The organism is Priestia koreensis, assembly GCF_001274935.1.
GTDB classification, from domain to species: domain Bacteria; phylum Bacillota; class Bacilli; order Bacillales; family Bacillaceae_H; genus Bacillus_AG; species Bacillus_AG koreensis.
This window is the reverse complement of record NZ_LILC01000002.1, coordinates 387621-407373: the sequence shown is the minus strand read 5'-3', so window position 1 is coordinate 407373 and position 19753 is coordinate 387621. Positions and strand designations below refer to the sequence as shown.

The 19753-nt window shown below is 41.4% G+C and carries 18 protein-coding genes and 2 riboswitches; of the genes, 6 read left to right on the top strand and 12 right to left on the bottom strand.

Annotated features, from left to right (window positions below; translation table 11 throughout):
• Window positions 1-123: 123 nt before the first annotated feature.
• From ribH to AMD01_RS01935, 6 genes are all read right to left on the bottom strand, one after another.
• The gene (gene ribH, locus AMD01_RS01960) at window positions 124-594 is read right to left on the bottom strand and encodes a 6,7-dimethyl-8-ribityllumazine synthase (protein ID WP_053399700.1); all 471 of its coding nucleotides are present in this window, start codon (window positions 592-594) and stop codon (window positions 124-126) included.
• A gap of 39 nt (window positions 595-633) precedes the next feature.
• Window positions 634-1827, bottom strand: coding sequence for a bifunctional 3,4-dihydroxy-2-butanone-4-phosphate synthase/GTP cyclohydrolase II (locus AMD01_RS01955; protein ID WP_053399699.1), 1194 nt, complete (start codon window positions 1825-1827; stop codon window positions 634-636).
• 16 nt (window positions 1828-1843) lie between these two features.
• Window positions 1844-2497, bottom strand: coding sequence for a riboflavin synthase (gene ribE / locus AMD01_RS01950; protein ID WP_053399698.1), 654 nt, complete (start codon window positions 2495-2497; stop codon window positions 1844-1846).
• Window positions 2497-3591: a bifunctional diaminohydroxyphosphoribosylaminopyrimidine deaminase/5-amino-6-(5-phosphoribosylamino)uracil reductase RibD gene (gene ribD, locus AMD01_RS01945; protein ID WP_425415100.1), complete on the bottom strand. Its 1095-nt coding sequence runs from the start codon at window positions 3589-3591 to the stop codon at window positions 2497-2499. Before ribD ends, ribE begins: the two co-directional genes overlap by 1 nt.
• Window positions 3592-3801: 210 nt before the next feature.
• Window positions 3802-3950, bottom strand: a riboswitch (FMN riboswitch).
• Between the two features lie 81 nt (window positions 3951-4031).
• The gene (locus AMD01_RS01940) at window positions 4032-5072 is read right to left on the bottom strand and encodes a YkvI family membrane protein (protein WP_245638863.1); all 1041 of its coding nucleotides are present in this window, start codon (window positions 5070-5072) and stop codon (window positions 4032-4034) included.
• 206 nt (window positions 5073-5278) lie between these two features.
• Window positions 5279-7852, bottom strand: a complete 2574-nt coding sequence (locus AMD01_RS01935; RefSeq protein WP_083446378.1) for a bifunctional 2',3'-cyclic-nucleotide 2'-phosphodiesterase/3'-nucleotidase — start codon at window positions 7850-7852, stop codon at window positions 5279-5281.
• Window positions 7853-8155: 303 nt separating this feature from the next.
• A riboswitch (SAM riboswitch) is annotated at window positions 8156-8262 on the top strand.
• A 98-nt stretch (window positions 8263-8360) separates the two neighbouring features.
• Here AMD01_RS01935 and AMD01_RS01930 point away from each other — a divergent pair.
• Both AMD01_RS01930 and metH read left to right on the top strand, forming a co-directional pair.
• On the top strand, window positions 8361-10196 hold the full coding sequence (locus AMD01_RS01930; protein ID WP_053399696.1) for a bifunctional homocysteine S-methyltransferase/methylenetetrahydrofolate reductase: 1836 nt from the start codon (window positions 8361-8363) through the stop codon (window positions 10194-10196).
• Window positions 10197-13646 carry a methionine synthase gene (metH, locus tag AMD01_RS01925; RefSeq protein WP_053399695.1) on the top strand — a complete coding sequence of 1150 codons (3450 nt, stop codon included), beginning with the start codon at window positions 10197-10199 and terminating at the stop codon, window positions 13644-13646.
• Between the two features lie 29 nt (window positions 13647-13675).
• Here the strand turns inward: metH and AMD01_RS01920 are convergent, their stop codons facing one another.
• The 3 genes from AMD01_RS01920 to AMD01_RS01910 are packed head-to-tail and all read right to left on the bottom strand — an operon-like array spanning window position 13676 to window position 15208.
• Window positions 13676-13984 (bottom strand): hypothetical protein, encoded by a 309-nt coding sequence (locus AMD01_RS01920; RefSeq protein ID WP_053399694.1) that lies wholly within the window; start codon window positions 13982-13984, stop codon window positions 13676-13678.
• Window positions 13977-14675, bottom strand: coding sequence for a signal peptidase I (locus AMD01_RS01915; protein ID WP_053399693.1), 699 nt, complete (start codon window positions 14673-14675; stop codon window positions 13977-13979). The genes AMD01_RS01920 and AMD01_RS01915 overlap by 8 nt, the downstream gene beginning before the upstream one ends.
• 11 nt (window positions 14676-14686) lie before the next feature.
• Window positions 14687-15208, bottom strand: a complete 522-nt coding sequence (locus AMD01_RS01910) for a TasA family protein (RefSeq protein ID WP_169775918.1) — start codon at window positions 15206-15208, stop codon at window positions 14687-14689.
• Window positions 15209-15468: 260 nt separating this feature from the next.
• Between AMD01_RS01910 and AMD01_RS01905 the strand changes: the two genes are divergently transcribed.
• Window positions 15469-16284 (top strand): HAD family hydrolase, encoded by an 816-nt coding sequence (locus AMD01_RS01905; protein ID WP_053399691.1) that lies wholly within the window; start codon window positions 15469-15471, stop codon window positions 16282-16284.
• Window positions 16285-16326: 42 nt separating this feature from the next.
• Here the strand turns inward: AMD01_RS01905 and AMD01_RS01900 are convergent, their stop codons facing one another.
• Together AMD01_RS01900 and AMD01_RS01895 are read right to left on the bottom strand one after the other, a co-directional pair.
• Entirely contained in the window at window positions 16327-16584 is a 258-nt protein-coding gene (locus AMD01_RS01900; RefSeq protein WP_053399690.1) for a hypothetical protein, read from the bottom strand.
• Between the two features lie 99 nt (window positions 16585-16683).
• Complete coding sequence (locus AMD01_RS01895) at window positions 16684-17049, bottom strand: cytochrome-c oxidase (protein ID WP_053399689.1); 366 nt, start codon at window positions 17047-17049, stop codon at window positions 16684-16686.
• 182 nt (window positions 17050-17231) lie between these two features.
• On the opposite strand from AMD01_RS01895, the gene AMD01_RS23830 reads away from it, so the two are divergent.
• Window positions 17232-17396: a hypothetical protein gene (locus AMD01_RS23830; RefSeq protein WP_157052577.1), complete on the top strand. Its 165-nt coding sequence runs from the start codon at window positions 17232-17234 to the stop codon at window positions 17394-17396.
• A 60-nt stretch (window positions 17397-17456) separates the two neighbouring features.
• On the opposite strand, the gene AMD01_RS01890 is transcribed toward AMD01_RS23830, so the two are convergent.
• Window positions 17457-18752, bottom strand: a complete 1296-nt coding sequence (locus AMD01_RS01890) for an NCS2 family permease (RefSeq protein ID WP_053399688.1) — start codon at window positions 18750-18752, stop codon at window positions 17457-17459.
• A 172-nt stretch (window positions 18753-18924) separates the two neighbouring features.
• Between AMD01_RS01890 and AMD01_RS01885 the strand changes: the two genes are divergently transcribed.
• Window positions 18925-19428, top strand: a complete 504-nt coding sequence (locus AMD01_RS01885; protein WP_053399687.1) for an RNase A-like domain-containing lipoprotein — start codon at window positions 18925-18927, stop codon at window positions 19426-19428.
• 1 nt (window position 19429) lies between these two features.
• Window positions 19430-19699 (top strand): hypothetical protein, encoded by a 270-nt coding sequence (locus AMD01_RS01880; protein ID WP_053399686.1) that lies wholly within the window; start codon window positions 19430-19432, stop codon window positions 19697-19699.
• The last annotated feature ends 54 nt before the right edge of the window (window positions 19700-19753 follow it).

The window sequence follows — 19753 nt, the reverse complement described above, 5'->3', positions numbered from 1 at the left end:
ATCTTAGGATGAGAGGATCTTTAAATTTTATTCACATCTAAACAAAACTTCCGCCACCTCTTCTTATAGTAGGAATGGATAAAAAACGCCTTCCTCTTTTAAGAGGAAGGCACATTTATCGTATTATCCTTCAATTACGCGTGTTAGATTCGCCATCTCAATCGCTGCTGCTGCTGCTTCCCAGCCTTTATTCCCAGCTTTCGTTCCTGCACGTTCAATTGCCTGCTCAATATTTTCTGTTGTCAGAACACCGAAGATAATTGGAATACCTGTTTGTAACGTTAGCGATGATACGCCTTTTGCCACTTCATTACATACATAATCAAAATGTGGTGTTGCTCCACGAATGACCGTTCCTAGTGTAATGACCGCATCGTATTTCTTCGTTTCTGCTAATTTTTTAGCTACTAATGGGATTTCAAATGCTCCTGGCACCCATGCAACATCCACGTTTTCTTCTTCTACTCCGTGACGCTTTAAGGCATCCTGTGCGCCGCCTAGCAGTTTACTTGTAATAAATTCATTAAAGCGCCCTACTACGATCGCTACTTTTAATCCGCTGCCTACTAAATTTCCTTCAAATAATGTTCCCATATTTAAAACTCCCTCTCAACTGTAATAATTAATTGTCTACTATAATTTTAATAAATGACCGAGCTTCTCAACCTTTGTGTGTAAATAGCGCTCATTATCCTTTAAAACAGGCATCTGAATCGCCACACGCTCCACAACTTCTAACCCATGACCTTTTAAGCCCGTAATTTTACGCGGGTTGTTCGTTAATAGACGCATTTTGGTTACGCCTAGGTCTTTTAAGATTTGTGCCCCTACTCCGTAATCGCGAAGATCCGCACCAAACCCAAGTTTTTCGTTCGCTTCAACGGTATCATAGCCCTCTTCTTGAAGCTTGTAGGCTTTTAGCTTGTTAATTAAGCCGATGCCTCGGCCTTCTTGTCTCATGTACAATAATATGCCTTTGCCTTCTTTTTCAATTTGCATCAGAGCCGCGTGTAGCTGTGGCCCACAGTCACATCGATGAGAGCCGAACACATCACCTGTCAAACATTCAGAATGAACGCGGACAAGAACCGGCTCATCTGGTGTAATATCACCTTTCACAAGGGCTACATGCTCTTGACCGTCCAATGTACTTGTATAACCAAACGTTCGAAATTCGCCGAATGTTGTTGGTAAATTAATTTCTACCTCGCGATGAACGAGCTTTTCATGCTGACGACGATACTCAATTAAGTCTTTGATCGTAATCATTTTTAACTGATGTGCTTCCGCAATGGCAACAAGATCTGGAACACGAGCCATCGTTCCGTCTTCATTCATGATTTCACAAATGACGCCTGCTTCTTGTCCACCGGCGAGCTTTGCTAAATCAATTGCCGCTTCAGTATGCCCTGCACGACGAAGTACACCGCCTTTTTTGGCGATGAGCGGAAATACATGACCAGGCTTTCTAAAATCAGCGGCTTTTGCTTCTGCGTCTAGAAGTGCTTGAATTGTTGTCGAACGTTCGAATGCACTGATTCCTGTTGTCGTCGTTTTATAATCAATGCTGATTGTAAAGGCCGTTCCGTGCATATCTGTGTTGTTGTCCACCATCGGCTTTAAATCTAAACGATCTGCTAATTCTTCTGAAATAGGTGTACAAATGAGCCCTCTTCCGTGTGTCGCCATAAAATTCACTACCTCAGGAGTCGCTTTCTCAGCAAGAGCGATAAAATCTCCCTCATTTTCGCGATCTTCATCATCACATACAATGACGGGCTTCCCCATCTTTAAATCTTCAATTGCTTCTTCCACTGTATGAAACATACGAGTCACCTGCTTTCTAGTTCATAAATCCACTGTCTCTTAACAGATTTTGCATTGTAGAGGTGGATTTTGGTTGTTCTTCTTTTGGCTGCATCATTTTTTTTATATATTTCCCCAACATGTCACATTCTACGTTTACCATTTCACCTTTTCCCTTTGATCCGAGAACGGTGTGGTCCGTTGTATGAGGGATAAGAGAAATTGTAAAGGAATCTTTTGCTAATCCAAAAATCGTTAAACTTGTCCCATCAACCGAAACTGAACCTTTTAAAATCATCGTATCAATCAGTTCTGTAGAGGTGGCAATTTCGTAATAAACAGCATTCCCTCTAGCGGTTTTATTACGAATAACACCCGTTCCATCCACATGCCCACTAACAAAATGACCACCAAATCGACCATTTGCCGCCATGGCTCGTTCTAAGTTAACAGACGATCCTTGTTTAAGGTGCTGTAGCGTAGTTGCTTTGATGGTTTCTGGCATCACATCAACCGAAAACCGATCTCTTGTGAAGTCTGTAACCGTTAAACACACTCCATTAACAGAAATGCTATCCCCTAAGTGGACGTCGGCTAAAATATGCTTCGCTTTAATCCCAAAGGTAATCGCCTCTTTTCCTGTTTGAATGCGATCAATTGTCCCTATTTCTTCAATAATGCCTGTAAACATTAGCTGTCACTCTCTTTCGGTACTGCTACGATTTTAATGTCTCGTCCGAACATTTCGACACTTTTAAATTCAAGCTGTTCGACCTCGCTCATTGATCGAAACCCTTCGCCATTAAATGAAGTGAGGGCTTCTTTTCCACCGATCAGCTTTGGCGCTATATAGACAATCACTTGGTGAAAAAGTCTGCTTTTCAAAAAGCTTCCGTGTACAGTTGCACCACCTTCAACAAGAATCGATGTAATCCCTCTTTCTCCGAGTAACGAAAGCACAGAAGAGAGAGCTAGCTCATCAGATGGTAGTTGTAGTAGAAGTACACCTTGCTTTTCCAGTTCCTGAATCTTTTTAGCATTCGCACCTTTTCCGCTAATAATCCACGTAGGTGCTTTACGATCGATCACTACGTTGGCATCTAGAGGAGTTCGCAAATGCGTATCTAAAATGATCCGAATGGGATTTTTCCCTTCTCCTTGTAAACGGGTCGTTAAACTAGGATTATCGATTAAAACTGTTTCCACACCAACTAAGATCCCATCATGAGTGTGACGCAACTGATGAACGTCGGCACGCGCTTCTTCCCCTGTAATCCACTTACTTTCTCGCGTGACCGTAGCCGTTTTCCCATCAAGACTGGTAGCTGTTTTAAGTGTCACATACGGAAGACCTGTTGACACGTAGTGAAAAAACACCTGATTTAACTCATCAGCTTCTTCCCTCAGCAGACCGACCTCTACCTCAATTCCAGCGTCCTTCATCCGCTTAATTCCTTTTCCAGCGACAAGTGGATTCGGATCTGTAGAAGCAATAAATACTTTCTTGATGCCACGATGAATGACAAGATCAGCGCAAGGAGGCGTCTTACCATGATGCGCACAAGGTTCAAGCGTTACGTAAAGCGTTGCACCCTCTGCCTTTTCCCCCGCCATCTCTAATGCATATACTTCAGCATGTGGCTGACCTGCTTTTAGATGTGCACCCATGCCCACCACTTGCCCCTCTTGAACCACCACAGCTCCCACAACCGGATTAGGGGATGTCTGACCGAGCGTCGTTCGAGCCATCTCGATGGCAAGTTTCATAAACTGCTGGTTACTCAAAGTGACTGCCTCCTCTTTGGTGAATATAAAAAAACCCCTTAGAAAACCTAAGGGGTTGTGGAGACTATATCAGTGTATCGATAGATATGTACTATCAACTACAGCTAAATAAACCTTTTACCTCAGCTAAAAAACATAGGTAAAAAGCGTATACCAAAAAACATTTTCTCTGTCAGAAAATTGCCTACTGGTACAACATTTCGCTGCACTCTGATCCTTCTCCCATCCAGACTATACTGTCGGCTCTAGATTTTAACTAGATCCACCGCTAATGTAAAACACAAAAACGGGTCACGGGCTTAGAGATTCATAATCTCATCACCGCCGGTTGGGACTTTCACCCGACCCCGAAGGATAACGTTATAAAGTTGTTTGTTTATGAAGTGTTTTATTACTTCATGTTGTAATTAGTATAGCAAAGAAACATCCTTTTGTCATAATCATTTGCTTATTATTTTATTTTTATGAAAGGCCAGCATCATTAAAAAGCCGAGTCCCACGTAACCAAAGATAGGATAAAGTATGCTTAGCAGGCGTCCGTACCCAATTTGGCCAATTACAAAACAGAGAATAAGCACAAAACCTACGCACTGTTTCTCAGAAATTCGAAGTACCCCTTTCGCCTGTCGTGCCATACCAAAAACGTTCGCAATGAGCGTAGTGAAAATCTCGCCGTAAACGACGAGTAAAAATAACCATCCAAGCCATATGCTTGATGACTTGACCACCTGCCCCATTGGAATCTCTGCCTGAAACGCATGCGGAAAATGAGAAATCACAAAATGAGTCGTAAACATCATAAACGTGAGTCCAATTCCCCCGATTATTGCTCCCCACTTCACTACACTCTTGTCCTTAATTTCTGTGCTAAGAGGCACCAACGCTGCCTGCGCCCCAGCTAAGTTAAAAGCTGCATATAAAATGGCGCTTACGAACCAGCGCGTATGACTCGTATTTTCAAATATATCTTGCTTGAACATCGTAAATTCACGGAGGTACGGCCAAATTACAATAAGAGAGAACGTGAGCATTGCCGGGACAACAAGTGAATTGACTAGTAAAAGCCCTTGTACTCCTCTTAAAATAAGCAAATATACAGCAATCATTGTGATGAGCATTCCAGCCTGTGGCCAGATGCCAAGGTGCTCTTTTGCGATCGCTCCTGTACTTGCAAGCATAATTGACGTCATTCCAATTAAAACCAAAATCATAAAGAAATTAATTCCTTTTCCAATCGTTTTACCAAATAGGTGATCGTTAAGTTCTTGATAAGACGATGCTCCAATATTTTGTGCAATGATCATCATTCTGGCACCCAACCATATAAAAAGGAGACCACTCACTAAAATACCGAGCATACCAAGTACGCCGTACTGCGTAAAAAATTGGACAATCTCTTTTCCAGTCGCAAACCCAGCTCCTACTACCGTTCCGATATATGTAGCTGCTACCTGCAGCGTAAGCTTCCACTTTCTATTCAAGCTTTTCCCCTCCATCCATGAAGCCCCTTTTTACACTATATGAGCACGTCCAATAAAATACGCCGAATACGATGAAAAATAGAAATTATAGCATGGAGGAAGAGTATTGCTAAAAAAAGTACAATGAATTTGAAAGATGAACAGTCTGGTTTGTGACATGAAAATACCCCTAGGTCAAAAGAGACCTAGAGGTATTCGTTAGCGAATTAGAACTTTTGAATAAGTTGATATAACACGCGTGCTGCTTGATCACGCTTAGCAGGATCTTGTGGCTTGAATGATTTCTCAGTCGCACCTGTCATAAAGCCTAGCTCGTACGCCGCATCAATCGAAGGTACTGCCCAGTCTCCTAGTTTCTCAGTATCTAGGTATGGAGCGTGCTTCTCTGCTTTGTACGTTTTTCCTGTTTTGTAATCATACGCTCGCATCACAAGAACAGCCATTTGAGCACGTGTGATTGGCTTAGACGGCTCGAAGCGTGTTTTCGTTGTCCCCACTGCAATTCCAGCTTCGTACGCTGCTTGAATGTCCGCACCAAGAGCTGAATTTGCCGACACGTCTTTAAATACAGAAGATTTTTTCGCTTCTAAATCTAATGAGCGCGCAATAATGGAAACGAACTGACCGCGTGTAATCGCCGCATTCGGATTGAACATGTCTGTCGATACGCCTTTTAGCACACCTTTGTCCGTTAACTCTTGAATGTATTTATATGCCCAGTGATCTTCAGCCACATCTTTGAACTTTTGTTTTGGTGTTTCAGGCTGTGTCGCTTGTTTTGGTAATGTAAGCTGATATTTTGCGAAGCTGTTTGCACTTTCTCCAACATAGCTAATTGGTCCTTTTTCAGCAAGGTACTCTTGCGCTTTAGGAGAAGATTCAAACGTCACATTCACATCTTTGTTTACCGGTGCAAACGTCCAGTTGTTGTCTGCTGTTGGATTGATTTCATCATTTTCACGAATATAGTCAATGATTACTTGACGGTTTTCGTCCGGAGACGCCAAAATCGTATTTTTCCCACCTGGGTTAATCACTTGGTTTGTGCTTGCACGATAGTTGTTCGTTACAACAACAAATTCCTGATCGTCCTTAAGTGGTTTTCCGTCATACTCAACGTTTTTAATACGATGTGCATTTTCATCAGCTACTGTGTAATCTTTGTAGCGATATGGCTGTGTCACGTCGATTTGATACTTAATTCCATCAATAATATCAAAGTTGTAAGTAGGGAAATCCAAATTAACAAGAGATTGTTCTTCTGTTTTAGATGGATCCACTTGGTTGAACTGTCCTGCTGACCACTCTAACCACTCTTTAATTTCCTTACCTGTTAATTTAAGCGCATATACCGTATTTGGATATACGTATAAATCTGCTACGTTTTTAATCGCTAAATCTCCAGCTTTGATGTCTGTGTAATAGCCAGCTCCACCACGTGCACCCGCTTTAAACGGTGCTGCAGATGACAGTACAGGAAGATTTTTATATTCCGTTGTTGCTAACTTCTTTTCCATATACCACTTTTGCGCTTGGTTTACGATTTGGACAGACGGATCATCTTTTACAAGAGCGAAATAGCTGTTAATTGGCGCTGTTGTCTTACCTACTGCCTGATTTACATATTTAATTGTTGCTTCATGCTCATCTTTTACAGCATCTTCAACAGCTTTGTCAGACTCTACAAGAGACGTCCCTTTTGCATCTGCTACCGGTTTTAACGCCGATTGACTGTCTTTTACTTTCCACTTGCCGTCTACTTGCTCAAGTGTTAAATCAACTTGTCCTAACACGTCACCCGTTGAACTTGGCATTGTGACAGGAATTCCGTTAATCGTTCCTTTTGCGTTATCGATTTTTAGCTCTGCGCTATCTTTGTAGTCTGCTGCTGTCCCAGGAAGCGCCGGGAATTTTTTATGCTGATGCCCTGTTAAGACAACGTCTACGCCAGGAACTTGCGTGACATAGTAAGAGGCATTTTCCATGTTCTCTGTGTATGGATCTGTGCTGATACCTGAGTGGGAAAGAACAACGACAACATCCGCACCAGCTTTTTTCATTTCAGGAACAATTTTTTTAGCTGATTCTACGATATCTGTTACTGCTACTTTTCCTTTTAGATTCGCGCTATCCCAATTCATAATATCTGGCGGAACAAATCCTGTTACACCGACTTTTACCGTGTGCTTGTTACCGTTTTGATCAGTCACTTCACGATCTAAAATTTCATATTGCTTAAAGTACGGATGATCAAGTTCAGGCTTTCCATCTGCATTGTCATCGTGATATACGTTTGCATTCACATACGCGAAGTTTGCATCATCAATGCTATTGTTTAAGAAATCAAGTCCGTAGTTAAACTCATGATTTCCAGCGGTTGCTCCGTCATACTTTAATAAGTTAAGCACTTTAAAGACCGGATTTACAAATTCTTCTTTTTTGTCCTTGTAAGTCGGAAAAATGTTTTTTGCTACGTAATCACTTAACGGTGTTCCTTGTAAAATGTCACCATTATCGAACAATAGCGTATTTGGGTTTTCTGTACGCGCCGCTTGAATTAAGCCCGCTGTTTTAGAAAGACCGAACTTTTCTGTCTTTTTATCTTGGAAATAATCGTAGTTTACTAGATTTGTATGGATATCTGAAGTTTCAAGAATACGTAATTTTACGACGTTTTCATTCACAACGTCTGCATATGTAAGTGTTGGTGCTACTTGAGGAATGATTAATCCTAAGGCTAACGCTGTACCTGCCGCAAATCGTTTTTTCGTTTTCTTCAAAATGGTTCCCCCCACTATAACTTTTGTAAAAGTCCGAACAATTCCATTCTAAAACAAAACTCGACAAAAGAAAACATATTTTACAAAAAATTATCAACTATTTACACAATTAATATAATGTAGCATAACTCTTTTCGATTCGAGGCTATCCTCATAATATATGTAAATTGTTCTCTCTATTTAAGCCCTGAATCGCTCCTCTTCGTAAGATAACGCTTACATTAAAAAGTTTCCCAATAAGTGTTGTATTATTTATAAAAATCAGATAAATTAGTACTAATCATTTTAAAAATAAATACCAGATTCTTATCAAGAGAGGTGGAGGGACTGGCCCTACGAAACCTCAGCAACCAGTCGTCGTGGACACGGTGCTAAATCCAGCTAAGCAAGTATTGCTTGGAAGATGAGAAGGCGATTTAAAAGTCTTCTACCATAGAAGGCTTTTTTCTTTTTTACCAATAGCCTTCTATGTATCTCTTTCTTCCATTCATTTAAGGAGGCCATTTTTTTGGGATTATTAACAGATTTACAAAATAAAATACTAATCGGAGACGGCGCAACAGGTACTCTGCTCTATGCGCATGGAGTAGATAGCTGTTTTGAAGAACTCAATGTAACGAAAAGTGAAGAAATTCAGCGAATTCATGAAGCGTATATTCAAGCGGGATCAGACGTTATTCAGACGAATACGTATGGTGCAAATTATCAGAAGCTTGCACGCTACGGATTAGAAGAATCCGTGAAAGATATTAACGTTGCCGCTACCAAGCTTGCACGCAAAGCAGCTGGTGACAAATATGTTGTTGGCACTATTGGTGGCATCCGCTCCTTCCGAAAGAGTGTCCTGACAATTGATGAAATTAAACGGAGTGTCAGAGAGCAGCTCTTTTGGCTTCTTCAAGGAGACATTGATGGACTTCTTTTTGAAACCTACTATGACTTTGAAGAACTAAAAACGGTTCTTGAGATTGCTCGCAAAGAAACGAATTTACCTATTATTACACACGCTTCTCTTCACGAAGTTGGAGTACTTCAGGACGGCACTCATCTTAATGACGCTTTTAAACAGTTAGAAAGTCTCGGAGCTGATCTTGTTGGTCTTAACTGCCGCCTAGGCCCCTATCATATGATTGAATCGTTAACAGAAGTCGATCTTCCCGAAAAAGCCTTTCTGTCGGCTTATCCAAATGCAAGCTTACCAGATTATCAGGACGGTAGACTGGTATATGAAACAGACGAAGATTATTTTTACCAGACCGCTAAAGCATTTCGTGAGCAAGGTGTTCGTTTGATAGGCGGATGCTGCGGGACAACTCCTGCTCATATTGAAGCCATCGCATCAGCGGTCAAAGGGCTTCCACCCGTTACAGAAAAGCTCGTCAAAAAGCGCCCATTGATTATTATTGAGGACCACGGCGAACCGGTTGAGCCGCACCTTCATAATCTTGTGCAGGAAAGACGCTCGGTTATCGTTGAATTAGATCCACCGAAAAAGCTTGGAGCCAGTGAGTTTTTACGAGGTGCTCAGGCGTTAAAAGATGTTGGGGTAGATGCCATTACGCTTGCAGATAATTCTCTCGCCTCCCCTCGCATTAGCAACTTGGCGATGGCGACGCTGTTGCAAAGCGATATTAAAGCGCGGCCACTTGTTCACATTACGTGTCGAGACCGAAACTTAATTGGGCTACAATCTCACTTGATGGGACTTCATACATTAGGTATTAATCAAGTGCTTGCGGTTACAGGTGATCCTTCAAAGATTGGCGATTTCCCAGGAGCCACGTCCGTCTACGACTTATCATCGTTTGATTTAATTAGTTTGATCCAACAGTTCAATGAAGGTATGTCTTACTCCGGAAAGCCACTCGGACAAAAGACGAATTTTTCTATTGCGGCTGCTTTTAATCCAAACGTTCGTCACCTGGATCGTGCCGTGCAGCGCTTAGAAAAGAAAATCGACTGCGGCGCCCATTATTTTATTACGCAGCCATTATATTCGAAGAAACAAATACTAGATGTGTATGAAGCAACAAGGCACCTAAAGGCTCCCATTTACATTGGGATCATGCCGCTTACGAGTGCGAAAAATGCCCGATTCATCCATCATGAGGTGCCAGGCATTAAGCTTTCAGACGAGATTTTAGCAGCGATGGAGTACGCTGGTGATGACCGTAGCCAAGGCGAAGCAGAAGGTCTTGCAATTGCAAAGGATTTAATCGATACAGCCTACGAGCTCTTTAACGGGATTTACCTAATCACACCATTTATGCGCTATGAGATGACGGCCCAGCTAACGTCGTATATCCATCAAAAACAACCAGTAACCACAGAAAGGAAGATGTAAATGACGACGATTGATGCGCAACTCAAAAAGAAAATTTTAATTATTGACGGCGCGATGGGGACGATGATTCAAGCAGCCGACTTGACAGCTCAAGACTTTGGTGGAGAAGAATATGACGGGTGCAACGAATACCTGTCGTTGACCGCTCCTTCCGTGATTCGGAGCATTCACGAAACCTATTTAGAAGCTGGTGCCGATATTATTGAGACGAATACATTCGGCGCCACGTCTTTAGTGCTTGATGAATATGAGCTCGGTCACCTTGCCTACGAGCTTAATGTCGTATCAGCCAAACTCGCAAAAGAAGCATGCGAAACATACTCAACTTCTGAATGGCCACGCTTTGTGGCAGGTTCAATGGGGCCGACAACCAAAACATTATCCGTCACGGGCGGGACAACGTTTGAAGAGTTGACTCATTCTTATGAGGAACAAACGCGAGGTCTACTTGACGGCGGAGTGGATCTTCTTCTTTTAGAAACGTCTCAAGATATGCTGAATGTAAAAGCAGCCTTTTTAGGAATTTCCAAGGCCTTTGAAATTACCGGACAAAAAGTCCCACTTATGATTTCTGGAACGATTGAACCGATGGGAACAACGCTTGCTGGTCAAGACATTGAGTCATTTTACTTATCATTGGAGCATATGAAGCCACTTTCAGTTGGGCTAAACTGTGCGACTGGTCCCGAATTTATGACCGATCATATTCGTTCGCTGTCAGAGCTTGCAACAACCGCTGTGAGCTGTTACCCAAATGCTGGACTTCCTGATGAAGAAGGGCGCTACCACGAATCTCCCGAGCTTCTCGCGACCAAGCTTCGAGGATTTGCTGAAAAGGGATGGCTAAACATCGTAGGCGGCTGTTGCGGGACGACTCCTGACCATATTGAAGCGATTGCTCGTGCCGTACACGATATTGAACCTAGAACGTTAGAGCGTCCCTCTCATTCCCATGCCGTTTCGGGTATTGAGCCCCTTATTTATGATGACTCGATGCGCCCTCTTTTCGTTGGTGAGCGTACAAATGTAATCGGTTCTCGTAAATTTAAGCGTCTGATCGCAGAAGGAAAAATTGAAGAAGCGTCTGAAGTAGCGCGTGCTCAAGTAAAAAACGGTGCACACGTTATTGATATTTGCCTAGCCGATCCTGATCGGGATGAATTAGAAGACATGGAGAACTTTATCAAAGAAGTCGTCAAGAAAGTCAAAGTCCCGCTCGTGATCGACTCAACGGATGAAAAAGTAATCGAAAAAGCTCTTACGTATTCGCAGGGAAAGGTGATCATCAACTCAATTAATTTAGAAGACGGTGAAGAGCGATTTGAAGCAATCCTTCCCCTCGTCAAAAAATTTGGCGCAGCGCTTGTTGTCGGAACGATTGATGAGGTCGGCATGGCCGTTACGGCAGAACGAAAGGTTGAAATCGCCAAGCGCTCCTACGATCTACTAGTTAATAAATATGGACTAGAGCCAACCGATATTATTTTTGATCCGCTCGTGTTTCCTGTCGGCACAGGGGATGAGCAGTATATCGGATCAGCTGAAGCAACCATTCGTGGCATTGAGTTAATCAAAAAAGAGCTTCCGCAGTGCTTAACGATTCTCGGAATCAGTAATGTTTCTTTTGGACTTCCTCCCGTTGGTCGTGAAATTTTGAACGCCGTCTACTTGTATCACTGTACACAGGCAGGACTTGATTATGCGATTGTCAATACGGAAAAACTAGAGCGCTATGCGTCCATTTCGGAAGATGAAATCAAGCTAGCCGATGACCTTCTTTTCCAAACAAACGATCAAACGCTTGACGTGTTCACCAATTTTTATCGTGACAAAAAGCAGACCACAAAGGTTGAGCTCACCAACATGTCACTTGAAGAACGCTTAGCGAGCTACGTTGTAGAAGGAACAAAAGAAGGATTGTTACCTGACTTAGAAGAAGCGCTTGCTAAATACGACGATCCGCTCGACATTATTAATGGTCCCCTTATGAACGGGATGTCAGAAGTTGGTCGCCTTTTTAATGATAATCAGTTAATCGTCGCAGAAGTGCTACAAAGCGCAGAGGTAATGAAGGCATCCGTTGCTTTTTTAGAACCACACATGGAGAAAAAAGAAGATGACAATGGAAAAGGAAAAGTGCTTCTCGCGACCGTTAAGGGAGATGTTCACGACATCGGCAAAAACTTAGTCGATATTATATTGAGTAACAATGGATTTAAGGTTGTGGATCTTGGTATTAAAGTAACGCCACAAGACTTAATTTATGCTGTCCAAAAAGAAAAACCGGACATGATTGGACTTTCTGGACTACTTGTGAAGTCCGCACAGCAAATGGTCTTAACCGCACAGGACTTAACACAGTCGGAAATCAAGCTGCCTATTTTAGTAGGAGGTGCCGCACTGTCAAGAAAGTTCACGGATAATAAGATTGCGCCTGAATATAACGGAGTCGTCTTGTATGCAAAAGATGCAATGGACGGACTTGCGATTGCAAACCGCCTTCAAAATAAACAGGAAAGTCAGCAGTTCATTCTCGAGATTAAAGAACGTCAGGAAAAATCGGTCGCAAACACAGCTCTCCTTCAAAGCCAAAAGCAAGAACGTTCCGCAACTGCTGTATTGGAGCGATCAGCGATTTCAACAGACGTACCGGTGTTCGTTCCACACGATACGGATCGCCATGTAATTAAACATTACGACCTCTCTCACGTAGAGCCTTATATCAATCAGCAAATGCTGCTTGGACATCATCTCGGAATTAAAGGGAAAATTAAACGACTACTTCAAGAAAAAGATGAGCGTACGTTAAAGATCAAGGAAGTTGTCGACGAGCTGTTCATAAAAGCTAAATCCGAACAGCTTATTAAGCCTTCTGCTCTGTATCAATTTTTCCCGGCACAATCACGGGGAAACGATGTTCTGATTTATGATCCGAACGATCATGCGAAAATCATTGAAACATTCACGTTTCCGCGTCAGGAAAAGGCGCCTTATCTTTGCCTCGCTGATTACGTAAAGTCTGTGGACTCTAATCAAATGGATTATGTCTGCTTCTTAGCTGTTACAGCGGGTACTGGCATTCGTTCTTTAGCACAGGAATATAAAGATAGAGGTGATTTTCTAAAAAGCCATGCCTTACAAGCGTTAGCACTTGAAACGGCTGAAGGACTGGCTGAACGTGTTCACCAACAGGTCCGTGATCAATGGGGGTTCCCTGATTCTCCTGACTTTACAATGGACGAACGATTTTCAGCAAAATATCAGGGGCAGCGCTTCTCATTCGGCTACCCAGCTTGTCCAGATTTAGAGGACCAGGAAAAACTCTTTCGTCTGCTGCATCCTGAGGAGATTGGTATTCGTCTAACAGAAGGGTTCATGATGGAACCAGAAGCTTCTGTCACAGCTCTTGTGTTTGCTCACCCAGAGGCGCGATATTTTAACGTATTATAATTTAAACAGCCGGTCTTTTGACCGGCTGTTCAAATGAGTAAAATAACCACTTCTACCGGAACACGGTACTCCAAATTATTCACTACGTCTTTCAAAACAATATTTCCCGTATATCTCCCTCCTATTTTTAAAAGAGGTAAAAACTGAGCCGTTACGCTCACACTTTTTGTTGTGTTGGGAGCGATTGTTTGGTTGCTAATTCCTAAAATATAATCAATACCTACAAGCGCAAGAGCCGGGCGAGACGTGTTTTCAATCGTTATCTGCACATTTAGCGTCTGATTGGTTTTATTTGTAATCGTGAAGATATTAGCAATTGTTCGGCCTGAATCAAGCAAACTTGATAAAATACCGATGTTTACTTTGAGCGTCTGATTTTGTCCTGTTGATATCGGTGTAGCCGAATTGTTGGGCTGCATGGCATTCGTGCTGTTTAATAAATAGTAAAAGAAAAAGCCTGATCCCGTAGAGAACGTTGCCACGTCCGTCCTCCCCTTTTGGAAGAGTGCGTATACAGGTCCCGAAATAACCAGGAGCGACATGACCACTACGATCAAAATGCTTAAAAAAGCGATTTTTTTTTATACAAATGAGAAGTAGGATGAAAAATAGAATAATTACCCATAGAAGTTGTTTTTGAATAAAATCAGCTAAATACCCAATATAAGGGACGTGAAAAGCGTAGATCCCCTTTACTTCATTCGGATAAACAACTACCCGATCCGTTACTATGTTTGCGTCCCCTTTTGTTGTAAACACAAGCGTTCCGTCTTTTGCAATTTGCTCGTTTTTAACACGATGCAAAATGTTGGCCTGATGGTTTTTTGAATGAAATAGAATGATCTGATCTACAATCGTCGTTGAAATTTGCAGTGGCTTTGTCACCACTACTGACCCTTGCTCAACCGTTGGCTCCATGCTTCCCGTGGTCACTGTACTAAAACGCCAGCCAGCTGTATAAAAGAAACAAAACAGTACAAACGTAAGAAGCGAGATGATTAAAAACGTAACGCTAAATGCCTGCTTCACCTCATCCCCTCCTAGGATCGATCTTGACCAGGTAGCTGAGTAGCCTGGAACGTGAACGTAATCACTTCTGTCAGCGTCTGAAAGGTATTATCTGCTAAAGTCGGCAGCGTCACTTTGATCGTTAAGACATCATTTTGCCCAACAGAAAGCGAAAGTGGCGAAGCTGGATTCGCACTCACATCAGACACCGGACCTGAATAGTACGTTGTCACACCTTTTTTTATTTCAACTTGAAGACCGTATGTTTTATCTGTCCATAAATTCGTGTTTCCAGTATTAATCGCTCCTACTACGTACGTAAAGTCGACACTGCCTGTATTTTGTACAGTTACTGTTTTTGTCGCAAAATCACCGGGGACCATATTACTAATGTTAAATACTGCACTCGGAGAAATAGCCATGTTCAACGTGCCGGTTTGAAAGGTATTGTTTGGATCATTCATTTGTTTGGTAAATAAAGCAGAGGTAGAATGAAAAAACAAAAGAGGAAGTAGTAAAAAAACACTACCCACTAACCACACATATCTTTTCATGATCGTTATTTCCTTCATTTGAGTTGCTCACCTCTGAAAGATTATGTGAAAATTTTGTTCAGTACTACAAGTGTATTCATCGGAGTACAAAAGTGACTTAATGAATGCACCTATGTTTGGAAAGTTGATTAAATTGCACATTTACATTCAATTCCTTATAATTGCTAGCATGAAGGTTTGAGCTCCTATTACATTTCTATAAAAGCTCGCTGTTATTTTACGTACGTTCCCCCTATTTACAGCAAAGGAGAGTAAACATAATGATTAAATTATTTGTAAGTGATTTAGACGGTACGCTTTTGAATCATGATAAAAAAGTGGAGCAAAAAGAAATTGATGCTCTGCAACAGTTAAAAGAAAGCGGAGTGGAGATTTGCTTAGCATCAGGCCGTATGGATAATGAAATTGTAAAAGTTAGTGAATCGCTAGAAGGTGACGTTCATCGTGTCAGTCAGAATGGTGCATTTGTACTCACACATGATGATCAATCTCTTCACGAAAAAACGTTTGATCATGAGCTTGCCTCTAAGCTCTATTCACTCACTAAAATGCCTGATAAAATTACGCTTGTATGCTCGGATAACACGAATTTCGTAGAAGAAATGTCTGATGTTGTCAAAGAAATTGAAAAAGTGATGTTTTTTCCTATTCAGGAAAATCCTACGATGCGAGAAGATTTCTCAACTTCACTAAATCCTTCAAAAATTACGGTGCTTGGTGATCACGAACAGGTCCTAGAGTTACAAAAAAAGCTTAATGACATGTTTGGTGATGACATTGACACATATATCTCAGCTAAAAGCTGTTTAGATATTATGCCCAAGCATATCAGCAAAGGAAATGCCATTGCGGTATTGCTTGACCACCTGGATCTTCAGCCAGACGAAATTGCTTGTGTGGGAGATAACTTCAATGATATCCCCATGTTCCGCTTAACGCCGAATAGTTTTGCAATGAGCGAGGCGTATGACGAAGTGAAACAAGAAGCAAACTATGTGGTAGATTCTGTAAGTGAGGCAGTAGAAATTGTCTTACGCCAAAATCGTGAAGAAAGCAAAATGAATCCCAACGCATAACAAAAAGAGCTGACGTTTCAAAAAACGTCAGCTTTTCTTTACCTATATAATTTCAGTCTTTTTGTAGTTCCCCATATTGTTACACGCCATTTTAAGCTTAGAGACTGTTGCTCGCAAGGATGTAGGTGGATCGACATCTTCGTTTAGATGCAACGTCGTCAAATCGACTACGGAACGTGCTAATAATTCCACATTATTTCGTAGCTCTAACTCATCGTAAGTTGTACGATCTTGCACCTTAAGACGTAAAATTTCATTGGCTAGCTCGCGAACACGCAGCAACTGATCACGTTCTTCCATATTCCATCCTCCTCTTTTCATGACGATTGGTATTATTAGTTATATTCGTGACTGCTGGTCAAATTCCTTTAATTTAATTTCAATCAAAAAAGAAACGAACTATTTCAAGTTCTTCACTACGTTATAAACAAACACGAGTACACCAATCGCCACTAATGTAGCGCCTGCAGCCACTATTGGAATAAACGTTTGAGTGTTCATTACGAGAGTCAATGTTAGTCCAATCATCATGATTGGCAAACCAATGTTGTGAAGCCATACGTGAATCTTTGTGAGCATATTTCTAGAAATGTCGGGAAAGAGATGATAAAGTAGTCCAGCTAACGTCAAAGATGTCCAGCCGAGAAGGTTAATGTGGACATGTACAGGAGTCAACGCGTATTGATGAACAATGGACATGTAATAACCTAAAATCATTCCGATAGCAAAATAAACAGCAGATATTTTAATCATTCGGATACCCATTTTAACTCCCCATTCTTCATAGGTCTTTTTATTCATATTCACTTTTTATTTTCGTAGAAGCTTAAACTGAGTTAAATGTAAAAAAATGGTTTTATAAAACATGTACAAGCTTATTTTGCAAATAAACGAAACTTTTAATCTAGCAGATTCGTATACTATTACTAGAAAGGAGAATGATCGATATGCCTGTTTGGACCTTCTTCTTGATCTTTTTTGGGGCTATTCTGTTTATGGCCATGCTTCCTGATTTCAACATTCGAAAAAAAGAAAGCCACCCGAAAGAACCTGCTCGTTCTGCGACTCCTACTGAACCGTTCCCTTCTGAATCATCTCATTCACAGAACTGACGGCATTGAAAAAAGCGTCTCTACGATATTCGTAGGAGACGCTTTTTTTTATATCACACACTATGACATATAATGCAAAACAAAATTCAATAGAAATAAAAACGCTATAATATACATTGCGATAGATACATCTTTAATTCGGCCGAGCGACACTTTTAACAGTGGATACGCAATAAATCCGAATGCAATACCATCTGCAATACTATACGTAAGCGGAATTAAGGCAATAATTAAAAAGGCCGGAAATCCTTCTGTCAAATCCTGAAGATTAATGTTTTTGATATTTTGAATCATTAATCCACCAATGACAATTAAAATAGGTGCAATGGCGCTGTTTGGCACAAGTTTAAGAATCGGGATAAATAGTAACGACACTAAAAATAACGTTCCTGTAATAAAGGACGTAAATCCTGTGCGTCCCCCAGAAGCTATTCCTGTCGCACTCTCAACCGTTGAAACAGTTGGACTCGTTCCAAAAATGCCACATAGCATAGAGGATACCGCATTCGCTTGAAACGCTTTTGAAAACTTGTCTTCTCTTCCCGTCATCTGTAAATGACCGTGAATAAGACCGATATTTTCAAAAATTAATACCATCGTCATGGAAAAGACAGCAGCCCAAAAGGAGATCTTTGCTACTCCACTAAATGATAGAACCGCAAAGCTGTCAAAAAACGTTGCTCCGTTTTGAACAGGAGCTTCACTTGCTGCGGGTACAACTCCAAGAAGCCAGGCTAACAAACTACCAATCGCCATACTAATTAAGAAATTTCCTTGCACGTTTCGAATGAACAACACCACTGTAATCGCAAGCGTAATTAACGTCGCAAGTACCGCTGGACTGCTTAAATCTCCAAGAGCAACAAACGTCGTCTCACTTGGTTTCACAATTCCACCTTTTTGAAGTCCGATAAACGTTAAAAACAAACCGACGCCAACCGTAATTGCTTCCTTTAATGAATGAGGAATGGATTTTACAAGCACTGTTGAAACTCGTGAAAATGCCAACAAGACAAATAAAACTCCTGATACAAATACCGCACAAAGCGCTTCTTGCCAAGACAACCCCATTGATTGCACCATTGTATACGTAAATAGTGCATTAATTCCCATCCCGGGAACTAAAATAATCGGAGCATTTGCCCAAAAGGCCATTAACAAACAGCCAATAAAGGATGTCATAACCGTTGCAAAGACGCCTGCTTCAAACGGAATGCCTGCATCAGACAAAATGGTTGCGTTGATCGCGACGATGTAGATGATGGATAAAAAAGCGACCACACCTGCAATGCTTTCTTTTCCCAACGTCGTGTGATGTTCGTTCAGCTTAAAAATTCTTTCTGCTATTGCTTTCAAAGTATTTCCTTCTCTACAAAATTCCCTCTCCCACCCAATGGCAAAAGCCACCGTCAGTTATTATATCAGAAATTAACAGCCTTGCAAGGGTGATTGCCACCTGTTTTCCCTTCTTACCAAAATTTTTGTGAGTGGATTTATTTTTCTGTATACTAATTTACGAGGTGAAGAAATGAAAAAGCTATACATGATATGGATGATTTTGCTCATAGCGGTTTTTGCCCTTTCTGGGTGTAATCTCAGCAGCGAGCAACCACATCCTACGTCTTCAGAAAAGAAGGAAAGCAACATTCTTGATGAAATGGAAGGCCCACCCAAAAACGGCCATACGCTCGAAAAACACGTTGGGAAATCAGATCAGGAATTAACAGATCGCGTACAGCGAGAACACGTGACAGCAGCAAGTTCTTATTCTGATAAAGATACTGCTACAAAAGCAGTAGAAGAAGCGTTGAAGGTACATGAAAAGGACATTGAGAACTGGCTTCAATCAAATCGTGATCGCCTTGTACTTCAAACTTCTCACTCCTTTGCCGTTGGGAAATCGGTGCTTCGATCGGATATGCGTGTACATAATGAGTTACATAATACACTCACTGTATTAGCAAAAGATCCAACGAGTGAACGAAAATATAAGATTATTACATCGTATCCTGTAGCAAAGCGAGGCGATTAAAATGTATAAGGAATTTCAATACTTTTTGACATCCTACTGTACGTTGAGCCTAGACCAGGACGATTTTTGGTCGGCAATTCAGCTATTTATAGACGGAGAGGATGCTGAGATTCAGCATCAGCTTCAAGTAGAGCTCACGCAAATTATCAATGGAGAGCAATACAAAACGGCTCAAAACCTAATTGAAGAATTCGGCTCTAGAGCACTGTCCGTCTCTGAAACGAAAGAGTGGATTTTACACAACGATCAACAACTGAAGCACAAAAAATAAAGATCCTGCGCCAAGGCACAGGATCTTTATATGTATAGGGGGAATCTCCCCCTA

Excerpts from the sequence above, each read along its gene's own strand:
- ribH (WP_053399700.1), bottom strand. The coding sequence starts at position 594 with ATGGGAACATTATTTGAAGGAAATTTAGTAGGCAGCGGATTAAAAGTA.
- AMD01_RS01955 (WP_053399699.1), bottom strand. The coding sequence starts at position 1,827 with ATGTTTCATACAGTGGAAGAAGCAATTGAAGATTTAAAGATGGGGAAG.
- ribE (WP_053399698.1), bottom strand. The coding sequence starts at position 2,497 with ATGTTTACAGGCATTATTGAAGAAATAGGGACAATTGATCGCATTCAA.
- metH (WP_053399695.1), top strand. The coding sequence starts at position 10,197 with ATGACGACGATTGATGCGCAACTCAAAAAGAAAATTTTAATTATTGAC.
- AMD01_RS01910 (WP_169775918.1), bottom strand. The coding sequence starts at position 15,208 with ATGAAAAGATATGTGTGGTTAGTGGGTAGTGTTTTTTTACTACTTCCT.
- AMD01_RS01905 (WP_053399691.1), top strand. The coding sequence starts at position 15,469 with ATGATTAAATTATTTGTAAGTGATTTAGACGGTACGCTTTTGAATCAT.
- AMD01_RS01900 (WP_053399690.1), bottom strand. The coding sequence starts at position 16,584 with ATGGAAGAACGTGATCAGTTGCTGCGTGTTCGCGAGCTAGCCAATGAA.
- AMD01_RS01895 (WP_053399689.1), bottom strand. The coding sequence starts at position 17,049 with ATGGGTATCCGAATGATTAAAATATCTGCTGTTTATTTTGCTATCGGA.
- AMD01_RS23830 (WP_157052577.1), top strand. The coding sequence starts at position 17,232 with ATGCCTGTTTGGACCTTCTTCTTGATCTTTTTTGGGGCTATTCTGTTT.
- AMD01_RS01885 (WP_053399687.1), top strand. The coding sequence starts at position 18,925 with ATGAAAAAGCTATACATGATATGGATGATTTTGCTCATAGCGGTTTTT.
- AMD01_RS01880 (WP_053399686.1), top strand. The coding sequence starts at position 19,430 with ATGTATAAGGAATTTCAATACTTTTTGACATCCTACTGTACGTTGAGC.